Annotated in this window: 27 protein-coding genes and 2 pseudogenes; 11 read left to right on the top strand and 18 right to left on the bottom strand. The window is 49.4% G+C overall.

Annotation, left to right across the window (positions count from 1 at the left end; genetic code table 11):
• The 4 genes from BM124_RS17300 to htpG form a co-directional block, all read right to left on the bottom strand.
• Positions 1–258: IS110 family transposase (locus tag BM124_RS17300; protein WP_139217155.1), on the bottom strand; the 258-nt coding region annotated here is incomplete at its 3' end.
• A gap of 218 nt (positions 259–476) precedes the next feature.
• A complete protein-coding gene (locus tag BM124_RS17305; protein ID WP_093339464.1) occupies positions 477–722 on the bottom strand; it encodes a hypothetical protein in 246 nt (81 codons plus the stop codon).
• 71 nt (positions 723–793) lie between these two features.
• A complete protein-coding gene (locus BM124_RS17310) occupies positions 794–1,228 on the bottom strand; it encodes a hypothetical protein (protein WP_093339466.1) in 435 nt (144 codons plus the stop codon).
• 109 nt (positions 1,229–1,337) lie between these two features.
• Positions 1,338–3,221 (bottom strand): molecular chaperone HtpG, encoded by a 1,884-nt coding sequence (gene htpG, locus BM124_RS17315; RefSeq protein ID WP_093339468.1) that lies wholly within the window; start codon positions 3,219–3,221, stop codon positions 1,338–1,340.
• 214 nt (positions 3,222–3,435) lie between these two features.
• Between htpG and BM124_RS17320 the strand changes: the two genes are divergently transcribed.
• On the top strand, positions 3,436–5,670 hold the full coding sequence (locus BM124_RS17320) for a choice-of-anchor I family protein (protein ID WP_170841209.1): 2,235 nt from the start codon (positions 3,436–3,438) through the stop codon (positions 5,668–5,670).
• Between the two features lie 169 nt (positions 5,671–5,839).
• On the opposite strand, the gene BM124_RS17325 is transcribed toward BM124_RS17320, so the two are convergent.
• The 6 genes from BM124_RS17325 to BM124_RS17350 form a co-directional block, all read right to left on the bottom strand.
• The gene (locus BM124_RS17325) at positions 5,840–6,496 is read right to left on the bottom strand and encodes a FusB/FusC family EF-G-binding protein (RefSeq protein ID WP_093339473.1); all 657 of its coding nucleotides are present in this window, start codon (positions 6,494–6,496) and stop codon (positions 5,840–5,842) included.
• A gap of 269 nt (positions 6,497–6,765) precedes the next feature.
• Positions 6,766–7,815, bottom strand: coding sequence for an NAD(P)/FAD-dependent oxidoreductase (locus tag BM124_RS17330; protein WP_093339476.1), 1,050 nt, complete (start codon positions 7,813–7,815; stop codon positions 6,766–6,768).
• A 319-nt stretch (positions 7,816–8,134) separates the two neighbouring features.
• Positions 8,135–8,689, bottom strand: a complete 555-nt coding sequence (locus BM124_RS17335; RefSeq protein WP_093339479.1) for a TraR/DksA C4-type zinc finger protein — start codon at positions 8,687–8,689, stop codon at positions 8,135–8,137.
• A 194-nt stretch (positions 8,690–8,883) separates the two neighbouring features.
• Positions 8,884–9,570, bottom strand: a complete 687-nt coding sequence (locus BM124_RS17340; RefSeq protein ID WP_170841210.1) for a hypothetical protein — start codon at positions 9,568–9,570, stop codon at positions 8,884–8,886.
• Entirely contained in the window at positions 9,539–10,360 is an 822-nt protein-coding gene (locus BM124_RS17345) for an ABC transporter ATP-binding protein (protein WP_093339484.1), read from the bottom strand. Before BM124_RS17345 ends, BM124_RS17340 begins: the two co-directional genes overlap by 32 nt.
• Positions 10,361–10,768: 408 nt before the next feature.
• On the bottom strand, positions 10,769–11,428 hold the full coding sequence (locus BM124_RS17350) for an HAD family hydrolase (protein ID WP_093339486.1): 660 nt from the start codon (positions 11,426–11,428) through the stop codon (positions 10,769–10,771).
• A 159-nt stretch (positions 11,429–11,587) separates the two neighbouring features.
• On the opposite strand from BM124_RS17350, the gene BM124_RS17355 reads away from it, so the two are divergent.
• From BM124_RS17355 to BM124_RS17365, 3 genes are all read left to right on the top strand, one after another.
• Positions 11,588–11,911: a thioredoxin family protein gene (locus BM124_RS17355; protein ID WP_093339489.1), complete on the top strand. Its 324-nt coding sequence runs from the start codon at positions 11,588–11,590 to the stop codon at positions 11,909–11,911.
• 124 nt (positions 11,912–12,035) lie between these two features.
• Positions 12,036–13,514: a xylulokinase gene (locus tag BM124_RS17360; RefSeq protein ID WP_093339491.1), complete on the top strand. Its 1,479-nt coding sequence runs from the start codon at positions 12,036–12,038 to the stop codon at positions 13,512–13,514.
• Positions 13,514–14,428, top strand: a complete 915-nt coding sequence (locus BM124_RS17365; protein ID WP_093339493.1) for a phosphoenolpyruvate hydrolase family protein — start codon at positions 13,514–13,516, stop codon at positions 14,426–14,428. The genes BM124_RS17360 and BM124_RS17365 overlap by 1 nt, the downstream gene beginning before the upstream one ends.
• On the opposite strand, the pseudogene BM124_RS17370 reads toward BM124_RS17365, so the two are convergent.
• A pseudogene (locus BM124_RS17370) lies at positions 14,406–15,382 on the bottom strand (ISL3 family transposase); the annotation flags it as partial. The gene BM124_RS17365 and the pseudogene BM124_RS17370 overlap by 23 nt on opposite strands.
• 1,413 nt (positions 15,383–16,795) lie before the next feature.
• On the opposite strand from BM124_RS17370, the pseudogene BM124_RS19385 reads away from it, so the two are divergent.
• Positions 16,796–17,626: pseudogene (locus BM124_RS19385) on the top strand (ISL3 family transposase).
• On the opposite strand, the gene BM124_RS17385 reads toward BM124_RS19385, so the two are convergent.
• Positions 17,617–17,898, bottom strand: a complete 282-nt coding sequence (locus tag BM124_RS17385) for a maltose acetyltransferase domain-containing protein (protein WP_093339502.1) — start codon at positions 17,896–17,898, stop codon at positions 17,617–17,619. The pseudogene BM124_RS19385 and the gene BM124_RS17385 overlap by 10 nt on opposite strands.
• A gap of 159 nt (positions 17,899–18,057) precedes the next feature.
• Between BM124_RS17385 and BM124_RS17390 the strand changes: the two genes are divergently transcribed.
• From BM124_RS17390 to BM124_RS17405, 4 genes are all read left to right on the top strand, one after another.
• Positions 18,058–18,810 (top strand): SDR family NAD(P)-dependent oxidoreductase, encoded by a 753-nt coding sequence (locus BM124_RS17390; protein ID WP_244504396.1) that lies wholly within the window; start codon positions 18,058–18,060, stop codon positions 18,808–18,810.
• 195 nt (positions 18,811–19,005) lie between these two features.
• Entirely contained in the window at positions 19,006–19,389 is a 384-nt protein-coding gene (locus BM124_RS17395; RefSeq protein WP_093339509.1) for a GntR family transcriptional regulator, read from the top strand.
• Positions 19,379–20,284 (top strand): ATP-binding cassette domain-containing protein, encoded by a 906-nt coding sequence (locus BM124_RS17400; RefSeq protein ID WP_093339511.1) that lies wholly within the window; start codon positions 19,379–19,381, stop codon positions 20,282–20,284. The genes BM124_RS17395 and BM124_RS17400 overlap by 11 nt, the downstream gene beginning before the upstream one ends.
• Complete coding sequence (locus BM124_RS17405; RefSeq protein ID WP_093339514.1) at positions 20,253–20,963, top strand: hypothetical protein; 711 nt, start codon at positions 20,253–20,255, stop codon at positions 20,961–20,963. The genes BM124_RS17400 and BM124_RS17405 overlap by 32 nt, the downstream gene beginning before the upstream one ends.
• A gap of 195 nt (positions 20,964–21,158) precedes the next feature.
• Here the strand turns inward: BM124_RS17405 and BM124_RS17410 are convergent, their stop codons facing one another.
• Positions 21,159–21,737: a LysE family translocator gene (locus BM124_RS17410; protein ID WP_093339534.1), complete on the bottom strand. Its 579-nt coding sequence runs from the start codon at positions 21,735–21,737 to the stop codon at positions 21,159–21,161.
• 189 nt (positions 21,738–21,926) lie between these two features.
• Here BM124_RS17410 and BM124_RS17415 point away from each other — a divergent pair, with 189 nt between their 5' ends.
• Complete coding sequence (locus BM124_RS17415; protein ID WP_093339516.1) at positions 21,927–22,604, top strand: helix-turn-helix domain-containing protein; 678 nt, start codon at positions 21,927–21,929, stop codon at positions 22,602–22,604.
• A 183-nt stretch (positions 22,605–22,787) separates the two neighbouring features.
• Here BM124_RS17415 and BM124_RS17420 read toward each other — a convergent pair whose 3' ends face one another.
• The 4 genes from BM124_RS17420 to BM124_RS17435 all read right to left on the bottom strand — a co-directional run bounded on the left by BM124_RS17420 (position 22,788) and on the right by BM124_RS17435 (position 25,122).
• Positions 22,788–23,666 (bottom strand): AraC family transcriptional regulator, encoded by an 879-nt coding sequence (locus BM124_RS17420; protein WP_093339519.1) that lies wholly within the window; start codon positions 23,664–23,666, stop codon positions 22,788–22,790.
• A 77-nt stretch (positions 23,667–23,743) separates the two neighbouring features.
• Positions 23,744–24,103: a DUF4181 domain-containing protein gene (locus BM124_RS17425; protein ID WP_093339521.1), complete on the bottom strand. Its 360-nt coding sequence runs from the start codon at positions 24,101–24,103 to the stop codon at positions 23,744–23,746.
• Positions 24,104–24,187: 84 nt separating this feature from the next.
• Positions 24,188–24,625, bottom strand: coding sequence for a UPF0158 family protein (locus tag BM124_RS17430; protein ID WP_170841213.1), 438 nt, complete (start codon positions 24,623–24,625; stop codon positions 24,188–24,190).
• A 35-nt stretch (positions 24,626–24,660) separates the two neighbouring features.
• Positions 24,661–25,122, bottom strand: coding sequence for a UPF0158 family protein (locus tag BM124_RS17435; RefSeq protein WP_212634984.1), 462 nt, complete (start codon positions 25,120–25,122; stop codon positions 24,661–24,663).
• A 111-nt stretch (positions 25,123–25,233) separates the two neighbouring features.
• Between BM124_RS17435 and BM124_RS17440 the strand changes: the two genes are divergently transcribed.
• Positions 25,234–25,623, top strand: coding sequence for a hypothetical protein (locus BM124_RS17440; RefSeq protein WP_093339529.1), 390 nt, complete (start codon positions 25,234–25,236; stop codon positions 25,621–25,623).
• A 180-nt stretch (positions 25,624–25,803) separates the two neighbouring features.
• Here BM124_RS17440 and BM124_RS18630 read toward each other — a convergent pair whose 3' ends face one another.
• Positions 25,804–25,941, bottom strand: coding sequence for a DUF3427 domain-containing protein (locus BM124_RS18630; RefSeq protein WP_139217156.1), 138 nt, complete (start codon positions 25,939–25,941; stop codon positions 25,804–25,806).
• Positions 25,942–26,417: the final 476 nt, after the last annotated feature.

Raw genomic sequence — 26,417 nt, forward strand, 5'->3', positions numbered from 1 at the left:
CAGTGGTAACCAGTAATGCCCTGTGGGTTCCATGCCGACAATCATGTCGGTTTTGTGATGATTTTCCTGATGCATGGCTGCCCATCGTAGAAAAGCTTCGAATCCTTCCCTATCATTGGAGAAGCTGGTTCGTTTTCCAAATTCAAAGCCGCGGTCATCGAAAGCACGAGCCACCTGTTTGTTTTTGGCGATATCTACGCCAATAATAAGTGTGTTAGAGGTGATTTGCGTGAGTTTTTCATTTTGCGTATAATGCATGGTGAGTCCTCCTTGGTTCTATTGAGTTAGAGGTCGATGATTTTTCATCGGACACTCCGTACTATACCAAGGGGGCTCTTTTTTGTTCAAAACCCACATTTTCCCCTAACAGGAATGCTCCCTCTTTGTAATCTGTGTACGTGATTGGTGGTACATTTATCGCACCGCAGATTTGAAGGTTCTGTCTTTTTATCAATGATTATGGGATTTTCTATGTATTATACAACTTCAACAATTATCTCTAGAATAGATACAATCAGTAATATTCCAGCCCCAACTGTAACAATGTACCCGTCGATTTTCTCATTTTCCTTAAACATAACAATTCCAGCAGTGATTAGTATCAATGCTACAAAAAACGAGGGAGAGAAAACACCTAGATCCACGTCTATTATTATAATAATAAACAGAATAAACGAAGCTATGGATATGGCCATGGCTGTTGCTCTTTTTGTAATTCTCAACTTAAAGATTCCCCCTATACTTAAAACACGACACTGATCCCCTCCATTTCATAGAACTGCTGTTTTGGGCGTCAGGGTTCGTGAAAGAGTTTCGCATCCGGTAAAAATAAATGAAACATAAACATGAACGGCACCGAGAAAAAAGCATGCCGAAACACATGGAGTGTTTCTGAAGGACTATCAGACCCTACGGGAAGCTGATAATCTATCCATACTAATGGGGGCATTACAATAGTAGTGAATAAAATGCCTTGAAACAGCTTACTTTTTGGAAGATTAAATGAATAAAAAGCAACAGGGAAGATCCAGAACATATAAAAAGACAGGGGAGAGTAGATAAAGCCGCCGTCATATAAACCGCCGTATCGGGATTCGTAAAAGTTATGTAACGTCGGCAGGACATTATCCAACAACACTTGAAGAAGGAAACCGAGGAACACGATTCCCATAATACGACCAATCATATAAACGGAGTACCCCATAGGCTTAAGGCTGCTCCAGTTCATGTTATACCTCCAATTCTTGTTTAATGCCACTCCATCCCCATTATACATAAAAAAAGGAAGGGTTTTACACCCTCCCTTTTTTTCGATTTTTTACTGTGACACGCTGGCGCTAGTCCATTACTTTCACAATGTCGTTCGTGAAGGCGACGGGATCTTCGACCGGCATGCCCTCGATAAGAAGCGCCTGGTTGTACAGCAGGTTCGTGTACAGATCCAGTTTGTTCTCGTCGTTGTCGTACGCGGCTTTGAGCGACTGGTAAATGTCGTGGTTGACGTTGATTTCCAGCACTTTATTGGCTTTAATGTTCTGGTTATCCGGCATCTGCTGCAGAATTTTCTCCATCTCGATGGAGATTTCGCCGTCGGCGGCGAGGCAGACCGGATGGCTCTTCAGGCGCTTGGACGCGCGGACGTCGCTCACTTTGCCGTCGAGCTTGTTTTTAATCGCGTCGAACAGATCCTTGTTTTCTTCCTGTTCGTGTTTTTCCTCTTCCTGTTCCTCATCGTCTTCGATACCGAGGTCACCGCTTGCGACGGATTTGAATTCTTTGTCTTCATAGGATGACAGCATTCTGATGGCGAATTCGTCGATGTCTTCGGTGAAGTAGAGGATTTCATAGCCTTTGTCGCGGACCATTTCCGTCTGCGGCAGCTTTTCAATGCGGTCGACGGAGTCGCCGCTCGCGTAATAAATGTACTGCTGGTCTTCTTTCATGCGCTCTACATATTCGGCGAGACTGACCATTTTCTGTTCCTTCGAAGAATAGAACAGCAGCAGGTCTTTCAAGTCATCGGTGTGGCTGCCGTAGTCCATCTGCATGCCGAATTTCAGCTGACGGCCGAATGATTGGTAAAAGGTTTCATAGTTTTCGCGTTCGTTTTTCAGCATGCTCTGCAGCTGATTGCGGATTTTGCTTTTAATGTTCTTTGCGATCAGACGAAGCTGGCGGTCATGCTGCAACATTTCCCGGGAAATATTCAGGGAAAGGTCCTCTGAATCCACGATCCCTTTGACGAAACTGAAATAATCAGGCAGCAGATCGGCACATTTTTCCATAATGAGAACGCCGTTGGAATAGAGCTCCAGCCCTTTTTCAAATTCAGCGGAGTAATAATCAAACGGCGGCTGCTCCGGAATGAACAGAACGGCCTGATAGCGGACCTGACCGTCGATGTTCAGGTGGATATGTTTCAGCGGCTTGTCGAAACCATAGCGGCGTTCCTGGTAAAACGCTTCGTAATCCTTATCCGATAGCTCGTCCCGGTTTTTCTTCCAGAGCGGAATCATGCTGTTGATGGCTTTTTCTTCTGTTACTTCGACAGTTTCTTCTTCATTGTCTTCCTTTGGCTGCTGCTCTGTTACGTCCATGAGAATCGGATAACGGATATAATCCGAATACTTCTTGATGATCGTCTGCAGATGGCTTTCATCAAGGTATTCGTCATAGCTTTCTTCTTCGCCGCTTTCCTTCACTTTAATGTAAATCTCGGTGCCGTGGTTTTCTTTTTCAGCCGGTTCAATCGTGTAGCCTTCCGCGCCGTTGGATTCCCATTTGAACGCTTCCTTGCTGTCGGCGGATTTGGTGTACACGGTCACATTGTCGGCGACCATGAAGGCGGAATAGAATCCCACACCGAACTGGCCGATAATGTCGTGGCCGTCTTCGATTTCATTTTCATTTTTAAATGCAAGTGACCCGCTTTTCGCGATCGTACCGAGGTTTTCCTCGAGTTCTTCGCGCGTCATGCCGACACCGGTGTCCTCGATTTTCAGGATACGGTTGTCCGCATCAGTACTCACTTTAATGTAGAAATCATCCGGATTGAACGTGATCGAGTCATCGGTGAGTGCTTTGTAATACATCTTATCAATCGCGTCACTGGCATTGGAGATCAATTCCCGCATGAAAATTTCTTTCTGGGAATAAATCGAGTTGATCATGATATCGAGCAGTCGTTTCGATTCGGCTTCAAACTGCTTGGTTGCGGTCATGTTTCGTTCCCTCCTGACACATTCCGTCAATTTTTTAGCACTCTTTTGTGTCGAGTGCTAATTCATTCCATATATATTGTAACGATTCACACGGACATGTCAAGCCTGACAGACAGCGTCAGAATATTAACAGGAAAAAAATAATTTCTTCATACTTCCTTTATGTTGACTTATTAGAATAGGAGGTGATTATACATAAAAGGGTGGAATGATGATGAAAAAATCAGTACGTGTACTGCTTGGAATAGGACTGCTGTTCAGCGCGGTTCTTCCGTACCAGGCTCAGGCTGCAGCAGAGCAGCCTCCGTTTATCCAACACGGAGGGGAGAATGTGCTGCATGCCGCGCAGATTGCCCAGTATGACAGCATGTCCGGAGAAGCCGGCACCGAAATCATGTCGTACGACGCGGCTTCGGAAAAGGCGTTTGTCACCAACGGAGCCGAAAGCAGCATTGATATCGTTGATGTCAGCATTCTGAGGGATCAGGATTTTCAAGAGCTGGAAACGTCCAAACGCGTAGCAATGAGCGATTTCGGACTGAATAACGTATCAGCTATCACGAGCATTGCCGCTCACCCAACCGACGATCTCGTTGCCGTAGCGGTTGTCAGCGATCCCAAAACCGAGCCCGGGCACGTCGTGTTTCTGACAAAAGACGGAGAGTACATCAATGACGTGGAAGTCGGCGCGCAGCCGGATATGGTAACTTTCACGCCGGACGGCACCAAAGCGCTCACCGCCAATGAAGGCGAACCTGCCTCCGACTACAGCACAGATCCGGAAGGGTCGGTATCCATGATTCATGTGGCGGACGGCGCGGCAGCGGAAGGTCTCGAAGCAGAGACACTGACTTTCTCCGAAGATATGCTGGATGACAAGGTCCGTACCGCTTCCGAAGGCACCGCGCTGCAGCAGCTCGAACCGGAGTATCTCAGCGTTTCCGAAGACAGCAGCACAGCCTATGCTGCCATGCAGGAAAACAACGCCATCGCTGAAATTAACCTGGATACCGCTGAAATCACAAGCGTACAGGGACTCGGCGTGAAAGACTATTCCGCAGAAGGCAATGAACTTGACGGAGTGGAAAACGGCGAGACAGAAATTGAAAAACTGCCGCTGCTCGGCCTTTACATGCCGGACGCGATCGACACGTACACCGTGGACGGGCAGACCTACATCGTCACACCGAACGAAGGGGATTCCCGCGATTACGACGCGTATTCGGAAGAAGCCGAGGTCGGGGATGTCGTGGATAACGTGAACCTGAACGCCGATCATTATGAAGGCTATACCCAGGAAGAACTGGATAACCTTGTTGATAACGGCATCCTGGACAAACTCGCCGGGACGAACATCACAACAGAAAACGGGCAGGTTGACGGCACGTATGAATCTCTCTATACCTTCGGCGGCCGCAGTTTCTCTATTTTTAACGCTGACACAATGAACCTTGTATACGACAGCGGCTCTGAGATGGAAGACATCACGGCTGATGCCGTACCGGAACATTTCAACACCGATAACGAAGAACTCGCATATGACGGCCGCAGCGACTCCAAAGGACCGGAGCCGGAATCATCGATCATAGGCGAAATCAACGGCAAAACGTACGCTTTCACCGGTATGGAACGTTTCAGCGGTGTAATGGTGTATGATGTGACCAACCCGGCGCAGGCATCGTTTGTGACGATGATCTCAAGCCGTGACTTCACCGAGGACATCGGCGGGGATGTGGCACCGGAAGGTCTTACATTCATCCATGCCGAAGACAGCCCGACAGGCAGTGCCATTCTTGGTGCAACCCATGAATTGACAGGCACCGTCGCTTTCTATGAATTCACCGCAGCACCGGGCGAGGAGGAAGCACCGGAAGAAGAGGACAATACCCCCGACCCTGGTGAAAACGCTCCGGTTTTTGAAGATGTAGCCGATGATTACTGGGCACAGCCGTACATCAAGAATCTTCATGACGCAGGCATCGTACAGGGGCACACCGACGGAACATTCGGACCTTCCGAAGACGTGACCAGAGCCCAGTTTGCCGTCATGCTGAGCCGGATGCTCGACCTCGACACAGCAGACACCGCGCAGGCTTTTGAAGACGTTCCGACATGGGCCGCGGACGAAGTAAATGCCCTGCACGAAGCCGGCATAACCACCGGCAAAGAAGACGGCAGCTTTGACCCGCAGGCATCCATCACAAGAGAACAGATGGCAGCCATGGCGGTGCGCGCCTACGAGCATGAAGCAGGCAGCGTGGAAACAGCCGATGTCTCCTACGAAGACAGCGAAAGCATCAGTCCCTACGCTCAAAGCGTCGTCGAAAAAGCGTCTGCCCTTGAACTCATGACCGGCACCGAAGACAACCTCTTCCAGCCAAAAAAAGACAGCACCCGCGCGCATGCAGCCAAAGTCGTCTCCATGCTGCATGACACGCTCGAACAGTAAGCAGCCGCTCGTTCCCCGCACCATGCAAAAGCTCCCGGCTATCTTCATATTAAGCCGGGAGCTTTTTGTTAATACAGACAGCGGGAACTGTCCTTCTGATATGAAGCTTCTATCCTTCTGCATGTATTAGAAGGCCTCCTTTTCCTTCGCTGAAAAGAGGACCTTTATATTATCCGTGCTGCAGCACTTTGCGCACAAATCCGTCCAACCGCGACACATCGCTGATATTGCGGTTGCACTGCCCGCTGTCAATGCAGATATGGTGGCCGAGCGCCCGGTAAAATTCCGGATTGTCCGCATCCGTCTCATGCGTCTCAAAGGTGACGAGCATCACCGATGCCAGCTCCCGGCAGAAATAGCAGTAATCCTGCCGTTTCGTCGGCGTGTAGCGCCCCTCCATCCCAACGAGCTCCCCGTCGAGATTATAGACGATGAATTTTTTGCGGTGTCCGCCGTCATTCCAGCCGATGTACGTCCGGTGCGCAAAATCGACGTCCTCAAGATCCGGCATCTCCATTTTCTTGTGATGCGGGAACAAACGGCCGATCTGTTCTTTATCCAAAATCGGAAAAGACTCCACATAAGGCTGGAGCGACCCGATAAAGGCCTCCACCCCAATGCTTGTCTCCACATCCGACAGTGGATCAATCACGTTCTCCTGCTCCTCTGTCAATGCCGACAGCACCTGCTTCACATGCTCGGCGGCCTGCCCTTTCACAGCCTGCATCACCCCGGAATCTTCCACATCCCGGAAGCTCTGCTGAATATGGCGTCCCTGTCTTTTAATCAAGTTCAAATGGTGATTTCGAATGAAAGGTTCGGTCATTCCTTCGACTCCTTTCTATAGCATCCTGCGGCGTTCAACAGCTTACGTTTTATATATGGTACCTTGTTCTGTCCCCCATCAGCAAGCCAAAGGACTTTTTCCTTTCACTGCGGCGGTTCTAAACGCCACAATCACCCTGCCGTATACCTATTGTAACGCCTGCCGCCTTTCCAACAACCGCCATCCACCCGGTTAACCTTCAGCACCCACACACCCAAACCTTTGAAGGAGAAAAAAAGCCGCCCCGGTGTTCCGGGACAGCTCATGGGTTACTGCATCATCTGTTTAACAATTCTTTTATTCTTGTCTTTGAAGCGTTCATTGTGGGACGAAATCAATCCGGCGGCCGGCGCTTCCGGCTGTACGAACTGCTTCGCTTTGTTGACCGCATTCGCCGCATCCTGGAAGGCGCCCGCGATCAAGTTCAGCTTGCCGTCATGCTTCAGGATATCGCCGGCGGCATAAAGGCCGTCGACCGATGCCTCGCCGTTTACCGTTCCGGCGACAAACATCTCGTCGGCCATCTCTATCGGGAGACGGCTGTTTTCAAGCAGCTCGGCGTCGCGTTCAAAGCCGTGGTTCACGATCACATCGTCCACTTCGACTTCAACGACCTCGCCCGTTTCATGATTGGTCAGCTCCACGACGTCGATCATTTCCTGATTGTCGTCGGCCTGCAGCCGGGTGATCGATGAATGGAAAAAGCATTCAGCAGAGCTCTCCAGCAGCTGCGATACCTGGGCTTCGTGCCCTTTCAGATCGCCTTTGCGGTACGTCAGGTATACTTTCTCTGCCACCTGTTCCAGCTCGTTCGCCCAGTCCACCGCGGAGTTGCCGCCGCCTGAAATGATGACAGTTTTTCCTTTGAAGCGCTCGAGCGATTTGATCGTATAATGGAGGTTGGAAATCTCAAACGTTTCCGCGCCTTCCACATCGAGCTTCTGCGGATTAAGTATTCCGCTTCCAACAGCAGTGATGACCGTTTTGGAATAATGTTTGCGCCCGGACGTTGTATGAAGCACGAAATGCCCGTGACGGTTTTTTGTCATCGATTCGACTTTCTCATTCATCACCGTCTCCGGGGAAAACGTCATCGCCTGCTCGACAAGCTGTTCCACAAGCTTTGCCCCCGGTGTCGGCAGCAGTCCGCCGACGTCCCATATCATTTTCTCAGGGTACACATGAACTTTCCCGCCAAGGTACGGCTGGTATTCGATGATTTTTATCTTCATTTCGCGGAGGCCGCTGTAAAACGCCGAATACAGCCCGGCCGGTCCGCCTCCGATGATCGTTACGTCAAACAGTTCTTCCTCGTTCATGCGGTGACCCTCCTGATCCGTTCCTAACTTACCCTCATTCTACCGCAATTGAAAATCATTATCAACATTGAATTTAAAAAAACCAGCACCCGGTTACAGACACCTTCCACCGCAAAATGTCTCTAACTTACCGTTGCGGGACACTTTTACAAGCAAAGTGTCTATTAAATAAACATTACAGACATTTTCCGCCGCCGCGCCCCGCAACGTGTCCATTATTTCTTCATTACAGACACTTTCAACCACGAAATGTCCGTAAACGTCAACGAACCCCCACAAAAAAAGCGCGCTCCCCTACTCAGGAGAACACGCCGGCGTCCTACGCTTTATCCGGACCATCGTTCGATTCGCTGTACGCATTTTCTTCTTCCGGCACATCCGACGGCGTCTGGGACGTGCCGTGACCGCTGACCGCTTCCCACGTATCTTCCTTATCATAGCGCTCATCCTCATTTCCATCATCAGGACTCACCCGTGGATCCAGCACATCTTCCTCCGCTGTCTTTACATCATCCTCCAACACGGTGTCTGCGTGTTCTGCGCACCGCAGCGTCTCCGGCACAAGCTCCAGCCGCTCATACGAAATCTCTTCGCCCGACACCTCACAAATGCCGTACGTCCCATTTTTTATAGCCGCAAGCGCCCGGTCAATCTGCTCATTCTGCGCCTCCGCCTGCTTATTCAGCGCCGCATCCGTCTCACGCTCCGCCATCTCCGTCGCCTCATCAGCCGGATGATTATCCACGCTCGACAAATCACCTTCCCCGTCCGGACCGGCCGCCTCACTGTTCTCCCCGCGCAGTACCTTATCATTCTCTTCCTTCTGCTCCAGCAATTTATTTTTCAATGTATGAAGCTGCACTTCTGTCAGCATTAAACATCCTCCTCGTTATCATTCTTCCCCTATTCCATTCACAAATTCAGACAAACCTAAACATGCAGGAGAAACGGCTCCGCCTTGATCCCCGTGCCCCGGGCTTTGCGCACAAATCCCAACATGTCCGCCCCGCTTCCAGGCACGTATCTCTGCATAAAAAGACCCGGAATGCGCATCATCCCGGGGGTTGGTCAAAGCTTATGAAATTTCGGGCACACCTTACAGCAGGAGCGGCCGCCGTCTGTTTCATAGACAAAGCAGCACGTCTGCCGGACACGGACGTCCGTACCGCGCCGGTTTTCGAAGTTGGAGGTGTAGAACGGACGCAGCGGGTTAAATGAAGTATCAAACACCTCGCCGGGTGCGTCCTGCACGATGGAAGACAGATCCTGCTGCAGCTTCTCCGGGGCAGGAGCATCCTCCGCGGCGTTCAGTTTCTTCTCATACAGCGAGAATACGCGAATCGCGGTGTTTTCCCAGAGAATCGGCATCGGGACACGGCTCACCGCGTGCAGCGTGCGCCAGATCGGCGTAAGGTGGCGCGTAAACACTTCCCGCAGCACCTCTTCTTCTCTGGAAGCTTCCGGAGTGTCGCCGGGTTCAAAGACCGGGCTCCATTTTTCGGCACTCCAGTCCGTCACAAGCTGCGATTCACCCAGTGTCACAAGCGGCTTTCGTCCCTCGAGCGTCATCGGAGAAAAAGCAGCCTGGACGACGAACCAGGCGTATCTTTTCGAGAACTGGGAAGCGGCTGTCAAAAGCGACGGCGCCTGCATCTTCTGCTGCACTTTCTCCAAATAACGGCGGCAGGCTGCTTCGTCAGTCAATGTATGGGCATGAAGGGTTTCATTTCGCTCGGACAGCAGAAACGGTTCCATTGGCATTGCGCCCCTTTCCATGTGGGATCACCATCGGCGTGCCGAATAAAGGGTCAGCCGCGACGTGGCAATTCATCTGAAAGACGTGCTGCACGAGAGATTCCGTCATAATGTCTTCCGGACGGCCCTCGGCATACACATCGCGGTCCTGCATCGCCACAAGATGATGGGCATAGCGGCACGCCATATTCATATCATGAAGGACCATCACAATCGTACGCCCTTCGGTTTCATTTAATTCGAACAAAAGATCGAGCACATCCACCTGATGCGCCATATCGAGATACGTCGTCGGCTCATCAAGCAGCAGCGTATCGGACCCCTGTGCAAGCGTCATCGCAATCCAGGCGCGCTGCCGCTGCCCGCCGGACAACGCATCCACCGGCTGGCTGCCGAGGTCCTGCATGGACGTCGCACGAAGCGCTTCCTGCACCATTTCTTCGTCCTGCGGCGACCACTGTTTCAGCCAGCCCTGATGGGGATACCTTCCCTGCCGCACAAGCTGTTCCACGGTTAGTCCTTCCGGCGCGGACGGCCCCTGCGGCAGAATGGACATTTTTTTCGCGACGTCTTTCGTTTTCAACTGGGAAATGCCGGCGCCTTCCAGCAGTACCGTGCCCTGCTGCGGCCGCAGGATACGCGCCATAGAGCGCAGCAGCGTCGACTTTCCGCAGCCGTTGCCGCCGATGAATACGGTAATTTCGCCCTCCGGCACGGTCACCGACAAGTTATCCAGAATCGGTGTATCTTCATACGAAAACGTCAGTTCCTTTGCTTCCAGCGTCCCCATCCGGCACGCCTCCTTCCAGATCCATTTCCGTCACTCTCAACACATTTATGTTCTTCTTCTATTGATAATGATAATGATTTTCACTCTTAAGTACATTGTATCGATGAGTAGAATGCCCGTCAATAAAATCTTGGGCAGAGCATTCAGGAAAAACGGCTGCGCCTCTGTCACGTTCCCCGCGATTTCTATATCGATTCGCGGGATTTCTCTATCAAAGCACGTGTTTCTATATCGATTCTCCCCCTTTTTTCCGTTTTCTCTATCGATTCTCGCGATTTCCCTATCAATTCTCCGGATTTACCTATCGATTCTGCCATTTCAGCTATCGATCCGCGCCTGCACCGCATCATCCCCGCCGGTACATAAAAAAACCGGACCCCTTAAAGCGAGGTCCGGTGTGTCACCCAATTAGATCTGTTTTTCTTTCAGCAGGGCCGGTATGTCGGAAAAGTGGTCGACCAGTTCATTGGCGGTAGCCACTTCTTCTTCGCTTCCGAAGCCGAAGCGGCAGCCGATGACAGGAAGCCCGTTTTCCTGACCGGCTTCGATATCGGAGGCGCGGTCGCCGATCATGACCGCGTCTTTTCCCGCATCATCGAGGATGAGGCGCACGAGATTGATTTTGCTGACGGCCTGGTACTGCTGCACGGAATAAATCCCTTCAAATAAATCCGTGAGCCCTTCCCGTTCAATGGCCGACGGGACGTATTCGGCGTTGCCGTTGCTTGCGACATACAGTCGGTACCCTTCGTCTTTCAGCTGCCGCAGCGTATCCGGCACCCCTTCGTACAGGCTGCCTTCCCCGTTATCCATCTCATGCAGGATAAAACGGTCCAGCACCGGCTCGAGCATCTCCAGTGTTTCTGCGGACGCCTCCGGCAGCAGCCACCGGAACGCGTCATAAAACGGAAGACCGATTACGGCGACCCGGTCCGCTTCCGTCCAGCTTTTATGTTCGTGGAGATCCTGTTCCACCGCATACTGCAGGGTATTATCAATGGCTTGGCTCAGCAGCTGCCTGCTGTCAAACAGTGTCCCATCCATGTCGAAAATCAATACATCTCTCATGTGCGCGCCACCCCTCTTCCTTTTACATCCATTTTATCATACTTTCTATCAAAAAGAATTCCCTTAGGACAGACTTTTATTACAGTTTGTATGAATATCATCGGGCGGGGTGCTGTGTTATCATGGATTTCAGCCTAAGAAGACAAAGGAGGATTATACATGACTCAGACCATTCAGGAATTGGAACAGTTTCAGTCGACGATTGCATCGCCGGACAACGTGATTATTAAATTCACAGCCGGATGGTGCCCCGACTGCCACAGAATGGATGCGTTCTTTCCAGAGGTGGAAGAGGAATTTGAACAGCTGCCTGTTTACGAAATCAACCGGGATAACTTCCCGGATCTTGCCGAACAATATGAAGTAATGGGCATTCCGAGCCTGCTCGTATTCAAGGACGGGGAGAAAATCGGCCACCTCCACAGCGCCGACGCCAAAACGCCGGAACAGACAACCGAATTCCTTTCCAGCTACTTCAGCTGAACGTACACGCACCCGGTATCCCTCCCGCAGGAGATACCGGGCTTTTTTTTTTGATGCTGTCTTTCTTTCCATGACAAGATGTATTACGATTTTCTTAAGAGATTAGACGAAGGAGCGGACAGTCATGGATAGAATTGCGGTTTTTGATATCGGAACGACAGCGGTGAAAGGATTGTTAATGAGAAAAGACGGCGCGATCGACGCCGAACGGAGCATTCCGGTGACGACCCGGGAACCCGGGGACGGGCGTATCGAGCAGAACCCGGAGGAATGGTGGACCGGGGTGAAAATTATTGCCGATGACTGGTTCCGCCGGCTGGAGTTCCCGCCGGAGACCGTCCAGATGGTGACACTGACCGGGCAGATGGAAGATGTCATCATGATCGGCGCGGACGGCACGGCAGACCGAGCGATATTGTACTCCGATATGCGCGCCGGGGAGGAAGCCGCGTGGATCCGGGAGCAGCTGCCGGATCTTGAAGGCATTACTTCCAATGCCGCCGCGGCTTCCACCCCCGCCGCCAAACTGCGCCAGCTCGCCCTGCAGGACGAAGCAGCGGCGGCTGTCGTGTTCAGCGCCAAAGATTATATTATCTACAAACTGACCGGAGCCGTCTGCACCGATACGGTTACGGGTGCGACGACAGGACTTATGGATATCAGACGCAAAGCTTGGCACCCAGGTGTGCTGGAAGCGCTCGGGGCGGACCGTTTTACCATGCCGGAGCTGCTCACTCCTGAAGAAACGGCTGGGGTCACCGTAGACCATACACCGGCGGGATTCGCCTCCGGAACCCCTGTCCTCTGCGGCGCCGGGGATGCCGGAGCGGCTACGATGGGAGCGGCCGCCGTCCAGGAAGGTGACAGCTATTTTTATATCGGTACGACTGGATGGACCGCCGTGCCCGCCGCGGAACCGGACGCCGCGCCGGACGGTGTTTTTACCCTGCCCCACCTCGTGCCGGACCGCTATATTTCGATCGCTCCGCTCCTGAACGCCGGCAGTGTGTACGACTGGGCCAAACAGATCTATATGCCCGATGACTCGTACGACGCCTTTCATGAAGCCATCGCTGCCGCCCGTCCCGGTGCAGGCGGTGCGCTCTTTCTGCCGTACCTGTACGGCAAGCGGTTTCCGGTACAGGACTCCAGCCTATCCGGCACCTACCACAGCATCCGGCCTGATACGACGAGAGAAGATATGATGCGGGCTGTCGTGGAAGGGATCACGTTTTCCCTCCGCTATATCGCCGAATCCCTCACCGGCAGCGTTCCCGGCAGCATCACCCTGATCGGCGGCGGCACCCGAAGTAGCGCGTGGTGCCGGATTCTTGCCGATATCACCGGCCGGAAAGTACGCGTCCCGGAAGAGAGCGGCTACCTGACCGCCCTCGGCACGGCCGCCACCGCTTTCTGTTCCCTCGGCTGGTCGAGTGGATACGAAGCGTTCGCCGACGACCACCTGCATCCGCGGGAATCCGCGGTGTATGAACCGGACCCGGACCTCCGCGCGCTGTATGATGAGGCGTATGCCGTATTTCTCAAGACCTCCCCTGCCGTGCGCCGTGACTTACCAAAACGAAAACCGGGGGAATGGGTCTGATGAGTAAGAAAGAAGCCACGTTAACCAAGCTTCACCAGCAGATACACACGAACAAGCAGCTTATCGGTGTCGCCGCCGGTTCCGGCCTGACCGCCAAAAATGTCGAAAAAGGCGGAGCGGATTTTCTGCTGGCGTTAAGCTCCGGACGTTTCCGGCAGATGGGGGTCAGCTCGCTCGCCGGATTTCTGGCGTATGCCAACAGCAATGACGTCGTGATGCATTTCGCTTCGACGGAACTTCTTCCTATCACCCGCGACATTCCTATCTGTTTCGGCCTCTGCGCCACCGATCCAACCATTCATCTTGAAGATTATATTGAGCGGATCAAGCAAACCGGCTTTTCCGGTGTGAATAATTTCCCGAGTGTCGGGCATATCGACGGTGTATTCGGCGAAGCTCTGGAAGAACGAGGGATTACGTTTGATAAAGAAGTCGAAGCGATAAGAATCGCAAGTGAAAAAGAGCTGTTCACGGTAGCGTTTGTTTTCAATGAAACCCAGGCGGTGGATATGGCTCGCGCCGGAGCTGACGTGATATGCGTCCATCTGGGACTGACAGGCGGTGCGTTAGGCTCGAAAAAAATCCTCTCGCTCCAGTCCGCCAAGCAGAAAACCGCCCGCATCTTCGAGTCCTGCACGCACGTGAATCCAAACGTGATTCAAATGATTTACGGCGGACCTGTCAATAAACCGATCGACGTCCAGTTTATGTACGACGGCACGGACATTATAGGTTACATCGGCGGATCGGTATTCGAGCGGATTCCAACCGAAGAGACTTTCACGATGATCACGGAATCCTTCAAGCAGACGAGCGATTTTCAGTACGAAGAACTCATCCAGAAAATCATGAACGGCATGGGCAGCCGGGCGGAATACGTCAGTTTTGTCAAAAAGCATATAATCCTTCTTTGATGCCTAGTCCCGGGTTTTCTTGTTCCTGCTTGGCCTGGTCAAACCAGGAGCGGAACATTTCTTTCAGTTGATAAGCATCGGTCAGCTCATGGGATAAGTTCAGATACCGCCCTAAATACCAGTGCTGCTTCTCACTCAGGCTTTCGAGGGGTTTGTGAAAAACATGTTTCATGCGTTTGCACTTCTTGCGATCGTATTCATGAAAGTCCTTCTGGACGTTTCGGCGAACCAGATCCAGAGCCCAGTAAATATAACGGCAGAAATGAAAACGGTCCGCAATGATGGTCGGAGATCCTAATGCCTGCTGGACAGCGGATTTAAAGAAGGGCTCGTATCCATCACCACGATCTCCACCTTCGCCCCTTTTTCCCGTAAATACGGTTTGATAGTGGCGGCGGTGCGATCCGGCAGAATATCAAGAGGTTCCCCGGTTCGGCCATCTGCGATAAGGACTTGATACTTCCCTTGATCTGTATCTCCTTTATACTCATCAATGGCAATGACCTCGGGTAGTTCCTTCACTTCCTGGATCATGGGCGCCGCCAGACGGTCAAACCGCCGCATAGCTGTTGAAGGGGATGTATGAAACGGGTCTGCGGTATCTTTAAAATTCTTACCCTGAATGGTTCGAAGACCTAATGCTTGATTCCATTCCACTGTGTGACGTTGATAACGATCCACCACACGGGTCTTTTCCGGAAACTTCTTCCCACAGGAACAGGCATAACGCCGCTTTCGGTAAAATAGGTACGATGTCCGTTCAAACATCTTCAAATGTTGGATCTTCTGTATACGGTAATCATGAACACAGTTGGTCCTTTCCCCGCATGCCGGGCATCTGTGCGCTTTTCGTTCCTTTTCCACATAAATATAATACGTAGAGCCTACCGTCTCCGTTTTCATCACGTTGAATTCTTCTAAACCGGGTACATTCATGGTAAAATGCATAGACACGCAACTCCTATCCTTTCTTGTTTCTGGACAATTCAAGTATAAAAGATAAAGGAGCTTGAGTATTTTTTAAGTACGAAACTGTTTTAAAACCCCAACATTTATTGTAGAGCCGATAATACAAAGGGATCCCTTATTGTTTGAAAAAACTTCAAACAATAGAAGGGTACGGGTTCCAATTAGATTATCGGATGCCGTACCTTTAATTACTAATATTTACTGGTTTTGTTCCAAATTCTTATAAATTCAGGGGTAATAAAACAAAAAATGTTTATGGAAAGTTACTTTACATGTGGTAGATTGTTAAATGTAAAAAGAGACAGCTTTTACTGTCTCTTTTTACATTTATCCTCAATTGGATTAAAAACTGATTGCTCTAATAAGTTTGGATTCAAGTAAAACATTATCCAAGAGGAGTGGAGCCTAAAAGACTTTGAACTACATTCAACACTGTTCCTATAAGACCTGATGCAGCATCCATAATAATCCTCCATTTCTAATATTATTGATTAACTAAACAGTTCCTAATCACTTTTTGATACGATTACTCTGACGAAATCGTTATCCAAGAGGAGTGGAACCTAAAAGACTTTGAACTACATTCAACACTGTTCCTATAAGACCTGATGCAGCATCCATAATAACCCTCCTTTTTTAAGATACTTATTATTTCATGCTACACAGTTACAAAGATAACAAGTTTATAGTGAAAATTTTCTTTATTACCAATTGTTAGTTTTATTCTAACAGATTAATTCAAAGTTTTACAATACCTACAAAATTTTTAAATAGAATCTCTAAACTTGCAAATATGATAGATTTGTTAGCAAACAAAAATGAAAAACCATAAGTTTACTATAGCACAGTTACCATCTATCGACAATTTCTTCTATTATATTTATAGGTCTTTACCAAAATCTATTGCTTAAAAACTCGGACATATATGGTAGTGGCGCCAAATAAATGAAAAGCACCTGTCCCCCTTATTATGATAAATGTGCTACCAAATACATAACAGGGTAATTAAGTGCACATTCATTGTATCAATCAAATGCTTCATATTCCAGATGTAGATATTGTTCAAGCTTCTTTGGATGAAAAAAATCTTATTTTTAAGGTGGTACCGACAGCCCACACGCAGCCTTGTCCTATTTGCCTTAGTGACCAGGTGAAGCGCAATGGCGTGCCCTATAACCGTCTAGTTCATCATTTACCCATGGGCGTATGTCCCACCTACCTGCGGATTCCTGCAGTTTCTTTACAGTGTCAACGTGGTGGAGCTCATTTCGTTTGGCACTATGACTTTGTGGCCCCAAAAAACAGTATACCATTGCTTTTGAAGATCATTGTCTTCAAAAAGGAAGGGGAACAACGGTCAAAAGTTTGGCTGTCTTCGAAGAATCCCCTTACAGCACGGTGGAACGCCTGTTTAAAGCAGGACTTGCCGTCGAAAGCAAGACCGTTCAACAAACCTACTTTCAAGAGGCTTTTAATCGCTCTCCCTTAGTTCTGGGGATTGATGACTTTGCCATCCGTAAAGGACATACGTACAACACGGGGATTCATAACTTGAAAGGCGGAAGTCTTCTGGATGTGATCCCTGGAAGAACAGCTGATGATTTACAGCAATATGCCAACCAGTATCCTTCTATCCATGCCTTGGATCCTGTTGTTGTTATGGACATGAGTTTTACTTATCACAAGGTCATTCAGTCCTAGTTTCCGGAAGCGATTCGTATCGCCGACCGTTTTCATATTAACCGATACGTAACCGATGCCCTCCAGGAAGTTCGCCGGGATGTGCAAAAGAAGTTGTCTCCCCAGGCACGGAAAAAGCTCAAAAAGAATTATCGTCTCCTTGGCAAGCGTGGCGACGAACTGTCGGACAAGGAATATACGCTTGTTCAGGAACTGATCGGATACCATTCTAAACTGGCCCAATGCTATTTCGTTGATTGGTATGATCTAAATCTTGATGTCAAACAAGCCAGCTACATGCTTCAAGAATGGTACAAACAAAGCCATGCCATCCAGCACAAAGCTGTAGAATCTTACCTGCAGACCCTGAAAAACTGGGAGAAAGAAATCATGAACTATCATCGTTTACGATTTACCAATGCGGTGGTGGAAGGGCGTCATAATAAAATCAAAGCATTGCAACGCCGACACTATCTTACGAGAAATCCAAATGTCTTTAAGCAACGAATTCTTACAGATTGTAACGAAAATTACATGAGTCAACCATAGATTTTGGTGTTGAGCCTTAAAATTGGCAAAAAATCGTCTCCAACGTACGTATTGTACCCGTACTCAACACGGATACCCGGTTCCATGTAGACATTTTTCCCCGCGAAACCCAGCAGATCATGCAGCATCCCGGTTCGTTTATCCTCTTCGAACTCCCCTGTATTGTTATACAGCCGCACCTTCTGTCTCACTTCTTTCCGCTCCTGCAGCAGTTCCGTATCATCAGGCAGATACATTGCGCCGTTGATCATTTTCTCCTTTTCAGTCGTCATTGGATAATCCCCTCTTTCTCTGTCTTTTCCCTCAGTATACAGGGTTTTAGCCAGCTGTCATCTGCTTTTTCAGAACTATGTTTAATGAATATAGAGCAGGGAATAGTGAATTAACTTCTAATTGAAAGGTTGGTAATTATTATGGCACGTTTACATAACATGAAAGCCTTAATCACAGGCGGCAACGGTGGTATCGGCAAAACGACAGCTGAAACTTTCCTGAGAGAAGGAGCGGATGTCGCACTTGTTGGTACGAATGAAGAAACACTGCAGCAAACAAAAGACGAGTTGAAAGAACTCGGCAACGTGCTCACCATCTCTGCCGATGTATCCAATGAAAACAATGTAGCCCGATATGTCCAAAAAGTCATCAATTCTTTTGGCCGCATTGATATATTTTTTAATAACGCTGGTATTGAAGGGAAAGTTGCTCCGATCACCGAACAGTCCGTCGAAGACTTTGATAAAGTCATGGGAGTAAATGTAAGAGGAATGTTCCTCGGATTAAAACACATTATGCCACATATGACTAACCAAGGAGGCGGTAGTATTGTCAATATGTCCTCGTCAGCCGTAATGACAACGGCTTCTAGTGTTTCCCCTTACATAAGTTCGAAATACGGTATCGTTGGACTTACCAAAACAGCTGCTCTAGAAGGAGCAACGAATAATATCCGTGTTAATTCCATTCACCCATCACCGACTAACACCCGCATGATGCGTTCTCTTGAAAACGGTATGAATCCTGGCAACGCTGAAGCAGTTAAAGAAGGTTTGACAGAGGCGATTCCTCTCAACTGCTACGCGGAAACCCAAGATGTCGCCAATCTCGTTCTCTTCCTCGCTTCCAACGAAAGCAAATTTATTACCGCCAGCGAATATTACATTGACGGTGGCATGTCAGCTACCTAACAACGAACCCCGATGCAGTTTTATGCTGTATCGGGTTTTTCTATTAATTCCCGGGATTTCTCGATCGATTCTTTCCTTTCTGCATCGGTTTACGCGATGCATCTTGATATTTACATAGCACGTTTTTGTGTTATACTTATATACATAACTATATAACCATATAACAACTGGCTCTATAAAGGTGGTGAGTTTCCAGTGAATAAGGGGCTTGAGGGTGGCAAACCGATTTTTCAGCAGATACGGGACCGCATCGAGGACCAGATTGTAAATGACCAGCTCCAGGAAGAAGACCAGATTCCTTCCACCAACCAACTTGTACAGTTTTATAAAATCAATCACCTGACAGCAGCCAAGGGGATCAATTTACTGGTGGACGATGGAATCATTTACAAAAAGAGAGGGGTCGGCATGTTTGTCGCAGCAGGCGCCAAATCGAAAGTAACGGAAAAACGCAAGAATGCTTTTTTTCATGATTACGTACTTCCGATGGTGGAAGAATCACGCAATCTGCAGCTCTCGGAGGAAGAAGTGAATACGCTCATCCAACACGCGAAAGGAAGAAATGCCGATGACATTTGATGTGTTATTCAAAAACGTTTCCCTGACCTATAAGAAGACGAAGGCGCTTCAAGATGTATCTTTTCATTTGGAGCGAGGAAAAGTGTATGGACTGATTGGACGAAATGGAGCCGGAAAAACATCCCTGCTGTCTCTTCTGGCTTCGTTCCGGCAGCCAACGTCCGGAACGGTTCAAATCAATGGCGTCATCCCGTTTGACAATCCGCGGATCATGCCTTATGTCTCGTATATTTTTGATAAAGATTTCAAAGATGACAGGGATGAAGCACAGCAATTGATAGAGCGCACCGCCCGTTTCCGCCCTCATTTTGACAAAGCCTATGCCAGGCATCTGGCTGAACGTTTCCAACTCCCTCTGGATATGCCTGTTCAGCAGCTCTCCAAAGGTATGCAGTCCGCGCTGCAGGTAATCCTCGGTCTTGCCGCACGGTCGCCGGTTACCATCTTTGATGAAGCCTACACCGGCATGGATGCACCGGCGCGGGAAATTTTTTACGAAGAAGTGCTGGAAGACCAGGCCCGCTCCCCGCGGACGATGATACTATCGACCCACCTTGTATCAGAAATGGACTATTTATTCGATGAAGTTCTGATGATTCACGAGGGGCGGCTGCTTTTGCACGAAACCAATGATGAACCGATGAAATGGGGGGCTTGGATTACCGGTGGAACCAATCAAGTGGAAGCCTTCACGCAGGACTTGACGCAGCTGCATGTCCGGCGTCTCGGCGGTACGACATCGGTGATGGTTCACGGGGAACTTTCGGAAGAAAAACAGCGTCAGGCGCAGGAACAGGGGCTGGACATCGCTCCGTTGTCTCTACAGGATTTATTTATACACGTAACGAAGGAGGAGAACAACGGTGAAAAACATTCAATGGAAGCTGACCGCTGATCTGTCTATAAGGCAGGGAAAATGGGCCGTCTCGCTGCTGGCTGCAATCGCTGCGTTATACATTGTCATGATTGTTGTTACCGCACAGGGGAATACTCCCGCAAACTTCCTGACCTTTTTCTACGAACCGGCGAAACTGTTTATGCTCGTGATTGCGATTTTTCTTTCGTATTCTTTTCTGGATACGTATATCAAGCTTGGCGTGACGCGGAAACAATTTCTTACCGCCAATGCGGTGACGGCTGTGCTGCTTGCGGCCGGTCTGACTGCCGCCGCCGGGGTTCTTACAGGCATCCAGTATGCTGCGATGAATGGGATGGGATGGTCTTCGATGATAAACACGGATGCCGTCATGAGCCTGAATATCGGCATGGCTGCTGCTCTTCCTATCTGTTTTCTCAATCTGATCATGCATCATTTCACCGGCTGGATGATTGGAGCAGGATTTCACCGCTATGGATGGCTTCCCGGCATAGGATTTGCCGCAGGGGGGATTGCTCTCACAGCCGTCTCTGATATGTTATGGGGATTCGAAACCATCGAGGCGCTCTCCATGTTATTATCCCTGGAATCCGGTGCGGTGGCGGGCGTTCTTTCCATAACAGCCGCCGTGCTGCTAATCCCGCTTGTCTTTTTCTTGATCTGGCAGATGACCAAAAAAGCAGCAGTAAGATCTTAAGTAAATGTTCAACCCCGATACACGCAACCAGCGTCCTCGGGGTTTTTTGCCTATCGATTCTCCGGATTTATCACTCGATTCTCTGATTTCCCTATCGATTCTCGCGTGATTTCTGCCCTTCCCTATCGATTCTCCAGTTTTCTCTATCGATTCTCTGGATTATTGCATCGATTCTTTCCTTTTCTGCTTCAATTGTTACGATGCTTTCGTCTGAAACAGCTTAATACCCAGTCCGATGAAAAGGATGCCTGTTATTTTGTTCATCATACCTTCCACTTTTGGATGATTTCTCAGTTTCTGTGTTACCGAGGAAACAAAAATCGCAATAAACAGGCACCACAATGTGCCGGTGAAGACAAAGGAGAGTCCCAGAATAATAAACGGGACCGGTCCGTTGTGATCCGCTGCGATGAATTGAGGCAGAAACGAAAGAAAGAACAGCGCCACTTTGGGATTGGTGATATTGGTCAGAAATCCTTGGGTAAATATTTTTTTGTTCGATATCTTCGCCGTTTTCGTCACATGAAAATCGGATGATGTCTGGAAAAACGTCCGCAGACCGAGATAGATCAAATAGCCGGCACCGATTATTTTTACCGTCGTGAATAACACGGCGGAATTCGCAAGGATGACCGACAATCCGGCAGCGGCGAAAAAAGTGTGCGCCAGTACCCCGGTGGAAATGCCGAGAACCGAATACATACCCGCTTTCCTGCCCTGCGACATGCTTCGGCTTACAATGTACATCGTGTCCGTCCCCGGGGTGATATTCATCAATAAAGCGGTCAGTAAAAAAACACCGAAACCTGTTATGCCAGCCAAACAAATCTCCTCCTATCCATTTTGAAGCCCTGTGTTTCTGCCTCGATTCCGGCAGAAACTGCATCGATTCTACTTTTACCTGCATCACTCCCCCTCTTTTTCTACTTTCTCCTTATATAAAAGAAAAAGGGGGATGCACCGATGAAACAAATTCAATCCAATGCCCATATGGAAACCGCTGTCCGCTATTCTTATTTTTCCTCGATCGACCAGATGGACCGGCACGTCAAGCAGCACCGCCGCACGCTCACCTGGCAGTCGACAGAGGACGCGGTACTCTGCCTGCTCGCCCGGCGCTCGCTCTCCTACCCCGGCACGAGCTGGATGAAAGTGAAAACCATCGCCGCCGCGGTCGGAAAAAGCCCGCGCACCGTGAACTACGCCCTGGCCGCTCTCGAAGAAAAAAAGATGATCCGCCGCATCCCGGTCATGCGTGAAACACACGGCGGAAGCAGCAGCAACGTCATCGCGATTTTGCCGTATACGTCGGATTGCAGCCCGTCCCCTGCAGACCGCCCAAACGCTGAAACTCCTTCAAACGCAAGCGCTGAAGCGTCAGACGCGTCCGGGGAATCTGTTTCTTTAGAATTTTTTAAACAAGAAAAATATAAATATATGAGCTATTTGAATTTTTCCTGGTTAATTCATCACAAATGGAAAGACAATTGCGTGAAGCACGGTTCCGCCTACATGGAAAAAGTCGTGGAGTCCTTAATCCGGGAATATGAATACCGCCAGATCAAAGAACGCCTGCAGCACCCCCATCCGCGCCGCATCCCAAGACCTGCGTTTCTTGACCATAACTGGCTCGAGGATTAATCGTTTTTGCGGCAGTACGGTCCGTAAAACAAGCGTCATAGTTACGTTTGCCGTCTTTTTTTCCCGGTAAACGTAACCATGGCGATGTCATGATGACGTTTGTTCATCCAAAGCTGCCTCTAAACGTAACCATGACAAGTTCATCGTTACGTTTAGACATCACCGGAGAGGCACAAACGTAACTTAAGACGATGCCCGCTGGATCGGTATCCAGATTTCACTGCGGAAATTGGCGGATGTCGTGTTGCTGCTTTCATTCCAGAGAATCTCCGGACCTTCCGCCACTTCATAGCCGGAACCGGGAAACCATTCCGAATAAATCCGGCCCCAGACGTCCTGCAGCGCATCCGGAAACGTGCCGGCGGCTTCAAATACCGCCCATTCCGACGCCGGAACGCGCAGTTCATCCCAATGCGCTGGCACGTCGTTTGTCACCGCCGCGCCGATGTAGTGATCAAACGTCCCGTTTTCCTCCATCCGTCCTTCGGAAAAATGGGTGGACGCGCTGATCAAGCCGGAAGGTTCGGTGTTGGACAAAGTTTTCAGCTCCTGGATTTTCGTTGTGTCAAGCGACTGCCACATTTCCTCAATCTCAGGGCTCACCCCGTGGAACTGCACGGCCACCCTTTTTTTCAATCCGGCGATGGAAAACGATTCTTTTTGTACGATACGATACTTCATGCTTTCTCCTCCTTGTATAGTTAACTGGAAAGTCATCGGGGGATAAGCCTGCAGCGGTGCCTCCGCCTTTTTCGCGCGGGAGGGGGACAGTCCGTGCTGCGCCCGGAACGCCCTCGTGAAAGCATCCGGCGAGTTGTATCCGTATTTCACCGCGGTATCCACAACTTTCGCACCGCCCTGCTGCAGCTCGACAGCCGCCAGGGTCAAGCGGCGGCGGCGGATATACTCACCCAGTGTCATCCCGGCAAGAAACGAAAACATCCGTTGAAAATGGTAAGCCGAACTATAAGCGGTCCGCGCCGCTTCTTCCATATCAATCGTGTCAGCCAGATGCTCCTCCACATAGCGGAGCGCGTCGTTCATCCGTTGCAGTGAATCCACACGATGACCTCCTTTCTCCTGTATCGTAACAACAACAGCACCCCGCTTCCCGACTTTTTCTGCCCGATGCCGCAGGATTATCCTATAGTGAAAAAACCGTACAGTACTGCGCCGGTTAAAAACAGAACCGCGGGGACGACGCTCAGGAGATACGTCCACCGTCCTCCCGAGGTTTGGCGCCACATGACAGCGCGGTACGCAAAGTGAAGCACCGGCAGGAGGAAAATCAAGATACGGTAGGAAGGAAAGTCGGTTATGGTTACAACTACAACAAAGATCTCAACAACATACAATGCTTTATCTATGTATTTGTGTCGTTTATTGACGTAGCCGGGATCGGACTCCGGCAGTTCGACAATGCCGCGCCGGCGCAGTATGTATGACATGACTTCACTCAACGCAGCAATGCCGGCTGTAAGGACAATAGGCAGCAGCATGGTATCGATTCTCCTCTTTTATCTATCGATTCTGAGACATCAACGGGTTTTCTGCATCGATTCTCCAGATGTCTGACTCGATTTTTACTCGGTATACGGCACACTCCGCGCCCGGCACCACTGCCGCATAAATTCGAGATACCCATCGATCCGGAACGCGTTCCAGTCTTCCTGCAGACCAAGCTCGACAACGCGGTCCTGAAAACGGCGCATCCGCCCCGTCCCGGTCAACTCCCGCTCCAGCATCGTCCGCATCATCGGGTTGGAAAGCTCCCGGACAAATGCCTCCATCAGCGCGGACTCATCCACCTCGAGCCGGTTCGGCAGCGGCAGGTAATCATCCTCTGTCGCCGCCACTACCCGGGCGGCCGTGCGGAATTCCTCGTCATCACGCGCATCCGCCGCCTGCAGCTGTGCCCGCCGCAGCACGTCATCGCTGATCCGCACCACCTCCCCCGTTTTCCGGTGCAGAAACGACGTCACCCCGTCCGGCACATATCGGACAGCCTCCATCAACGACATCAAATTCACCTCTTGTACCATCAGCCTCAACCTTTCTACTCGGTATACGGGATCCCGTGCCGTTCACACCACTCCCGTACCACTTCCAGTTGCGATCTATCACGGAACGCATACCATTCTTTTTCTACACCAAACTCCGCGGCCTTATCTTTAAAACGCCGGAACGCACCTTTCCCCCGAATCGCGAGCTCCAGCTCCTCCCTCTGCTTAGAATCAGACAGGGTTAAAATAAATTCCTCCATCATGCCGTACTCATCCACTTCCCTGTCATCCGGAAGCTCCAAGTACACATCGTCATCATCATATTCAATGTTTACCGCCGTCTGCCTCACTTCATCGGTATAGACTGCGTCAGGATCAAGCATCTCCGCCTCGCGAAGATCATCTTCCGTAGCCGTCACAACCCCGCCCGTCTTTCGATTCAAAAATGCCTTAAACCCTTCAACCGAAACGGACACCTCATCTACCAGCTCATGCAGGTTCGCAGGACGGGTCATCACCATGCACCTCTCTTTTATCATTTTCCTCTATTCTAACAAAATCCGGACAAATGCTTCTATCATCTATGGTATAATAGTAAAAAATCCCGCCAAGCAGGAGGATCAATCATGGACCAGAATCTGGAACAGAAATTGGACGCTGTGATGGAGACGCTGACCGAATTCAAGAAGGAGTTCACCGCTTTACAGGAAGACTTTCACACCCATCGTCTTGAGTTTTCCAGATTGCAGAATGACTTGAATGCCCACCACTTGGAGTTTTCCAGCCTGAAAAGCGAACTCGCCGACCACCCCGGAGAGTTCCAGAAGAAAACGGTCGAACGACTGGAACGCATCGAAACATCGATACTGCGTCTGGAGACCGAAGCCCTTGAAGATCTGACCAACGTAAGACAGGAGTTCAGCGGCCGCTTGACATCACGGGATTATGAAACGCAGGCGTTAAACAAACGGGTCCTTCAGCTGGAAGGCAGACTGGAGAGCCTGGAACAGCAATAAAAAAACCGTCGTCTTCATGTATTACACACAGCAGCCATGTTATACTTTAAGAACTTAGAAAAATATCGATGGATTAATAATAAAGGAGCCCCAGCGGATTCTTGAGGCCCGTCCCAACCTGCTGGATCGCTCCTTTTATATTTTGAGTGTTAACAGAACAAATGTTCGCGAAACAGCTTTTTACGCCTCTATCAAATACCGATACAACTGATCTTCGATGCTTTCCTTCAACTGCAGATTCATGTGAACCACGGGCAGCTGCTTTCCTTTATCATCTTTCATCGTCGTTTGCGCAGCTTGGCAGTGCTTAACCGATATAGTAAAAGCTACTTTTTCATCATCGTCTTTTACAGGAAGATTGTAAGAAAGGTATTGTTATCGCAACCTTTTAGAAAAACTGCACTTTAAAAGTTTCCTGCTTTCATTAGATTAAAAGAAAAAAATTTGAATTGAACGAAAAGACTATTGTAATTAAGCATCACTTAAATCCGTATTTAACAAAAAATATTGTAGGTGTAACTACCTTAAACTTTTCTGGTCTTTTACAAATTGATTATATTCTTTTCTTAAAGTTTCGTCAGAGATCCCTTTTACATTTTGAACAATAAAATATTCTTCAATATCTCTAATAACTTTACTGATATAATGAAATTGTCTTGATGTTTCAATTCTTTTTATAGAATTTATCTGACCTTTAAGTAAAGTGGACCCCTTTGTCAAGACACATTTTTAAAATAAATAAGGTGTGACTCCTTTTGAGATAGAGAGGCTACCTTGGAGGAAAAAAGGAAATC

This window comes from Salibacterium halotolerans, from assembly GCF_900115625.1.
Classification (GTDB): Bacteria; Bacillota; Bacilli; order Bacillales; family Marinococcaceae; genus Salibacterium; species Salibacterium halotolerans.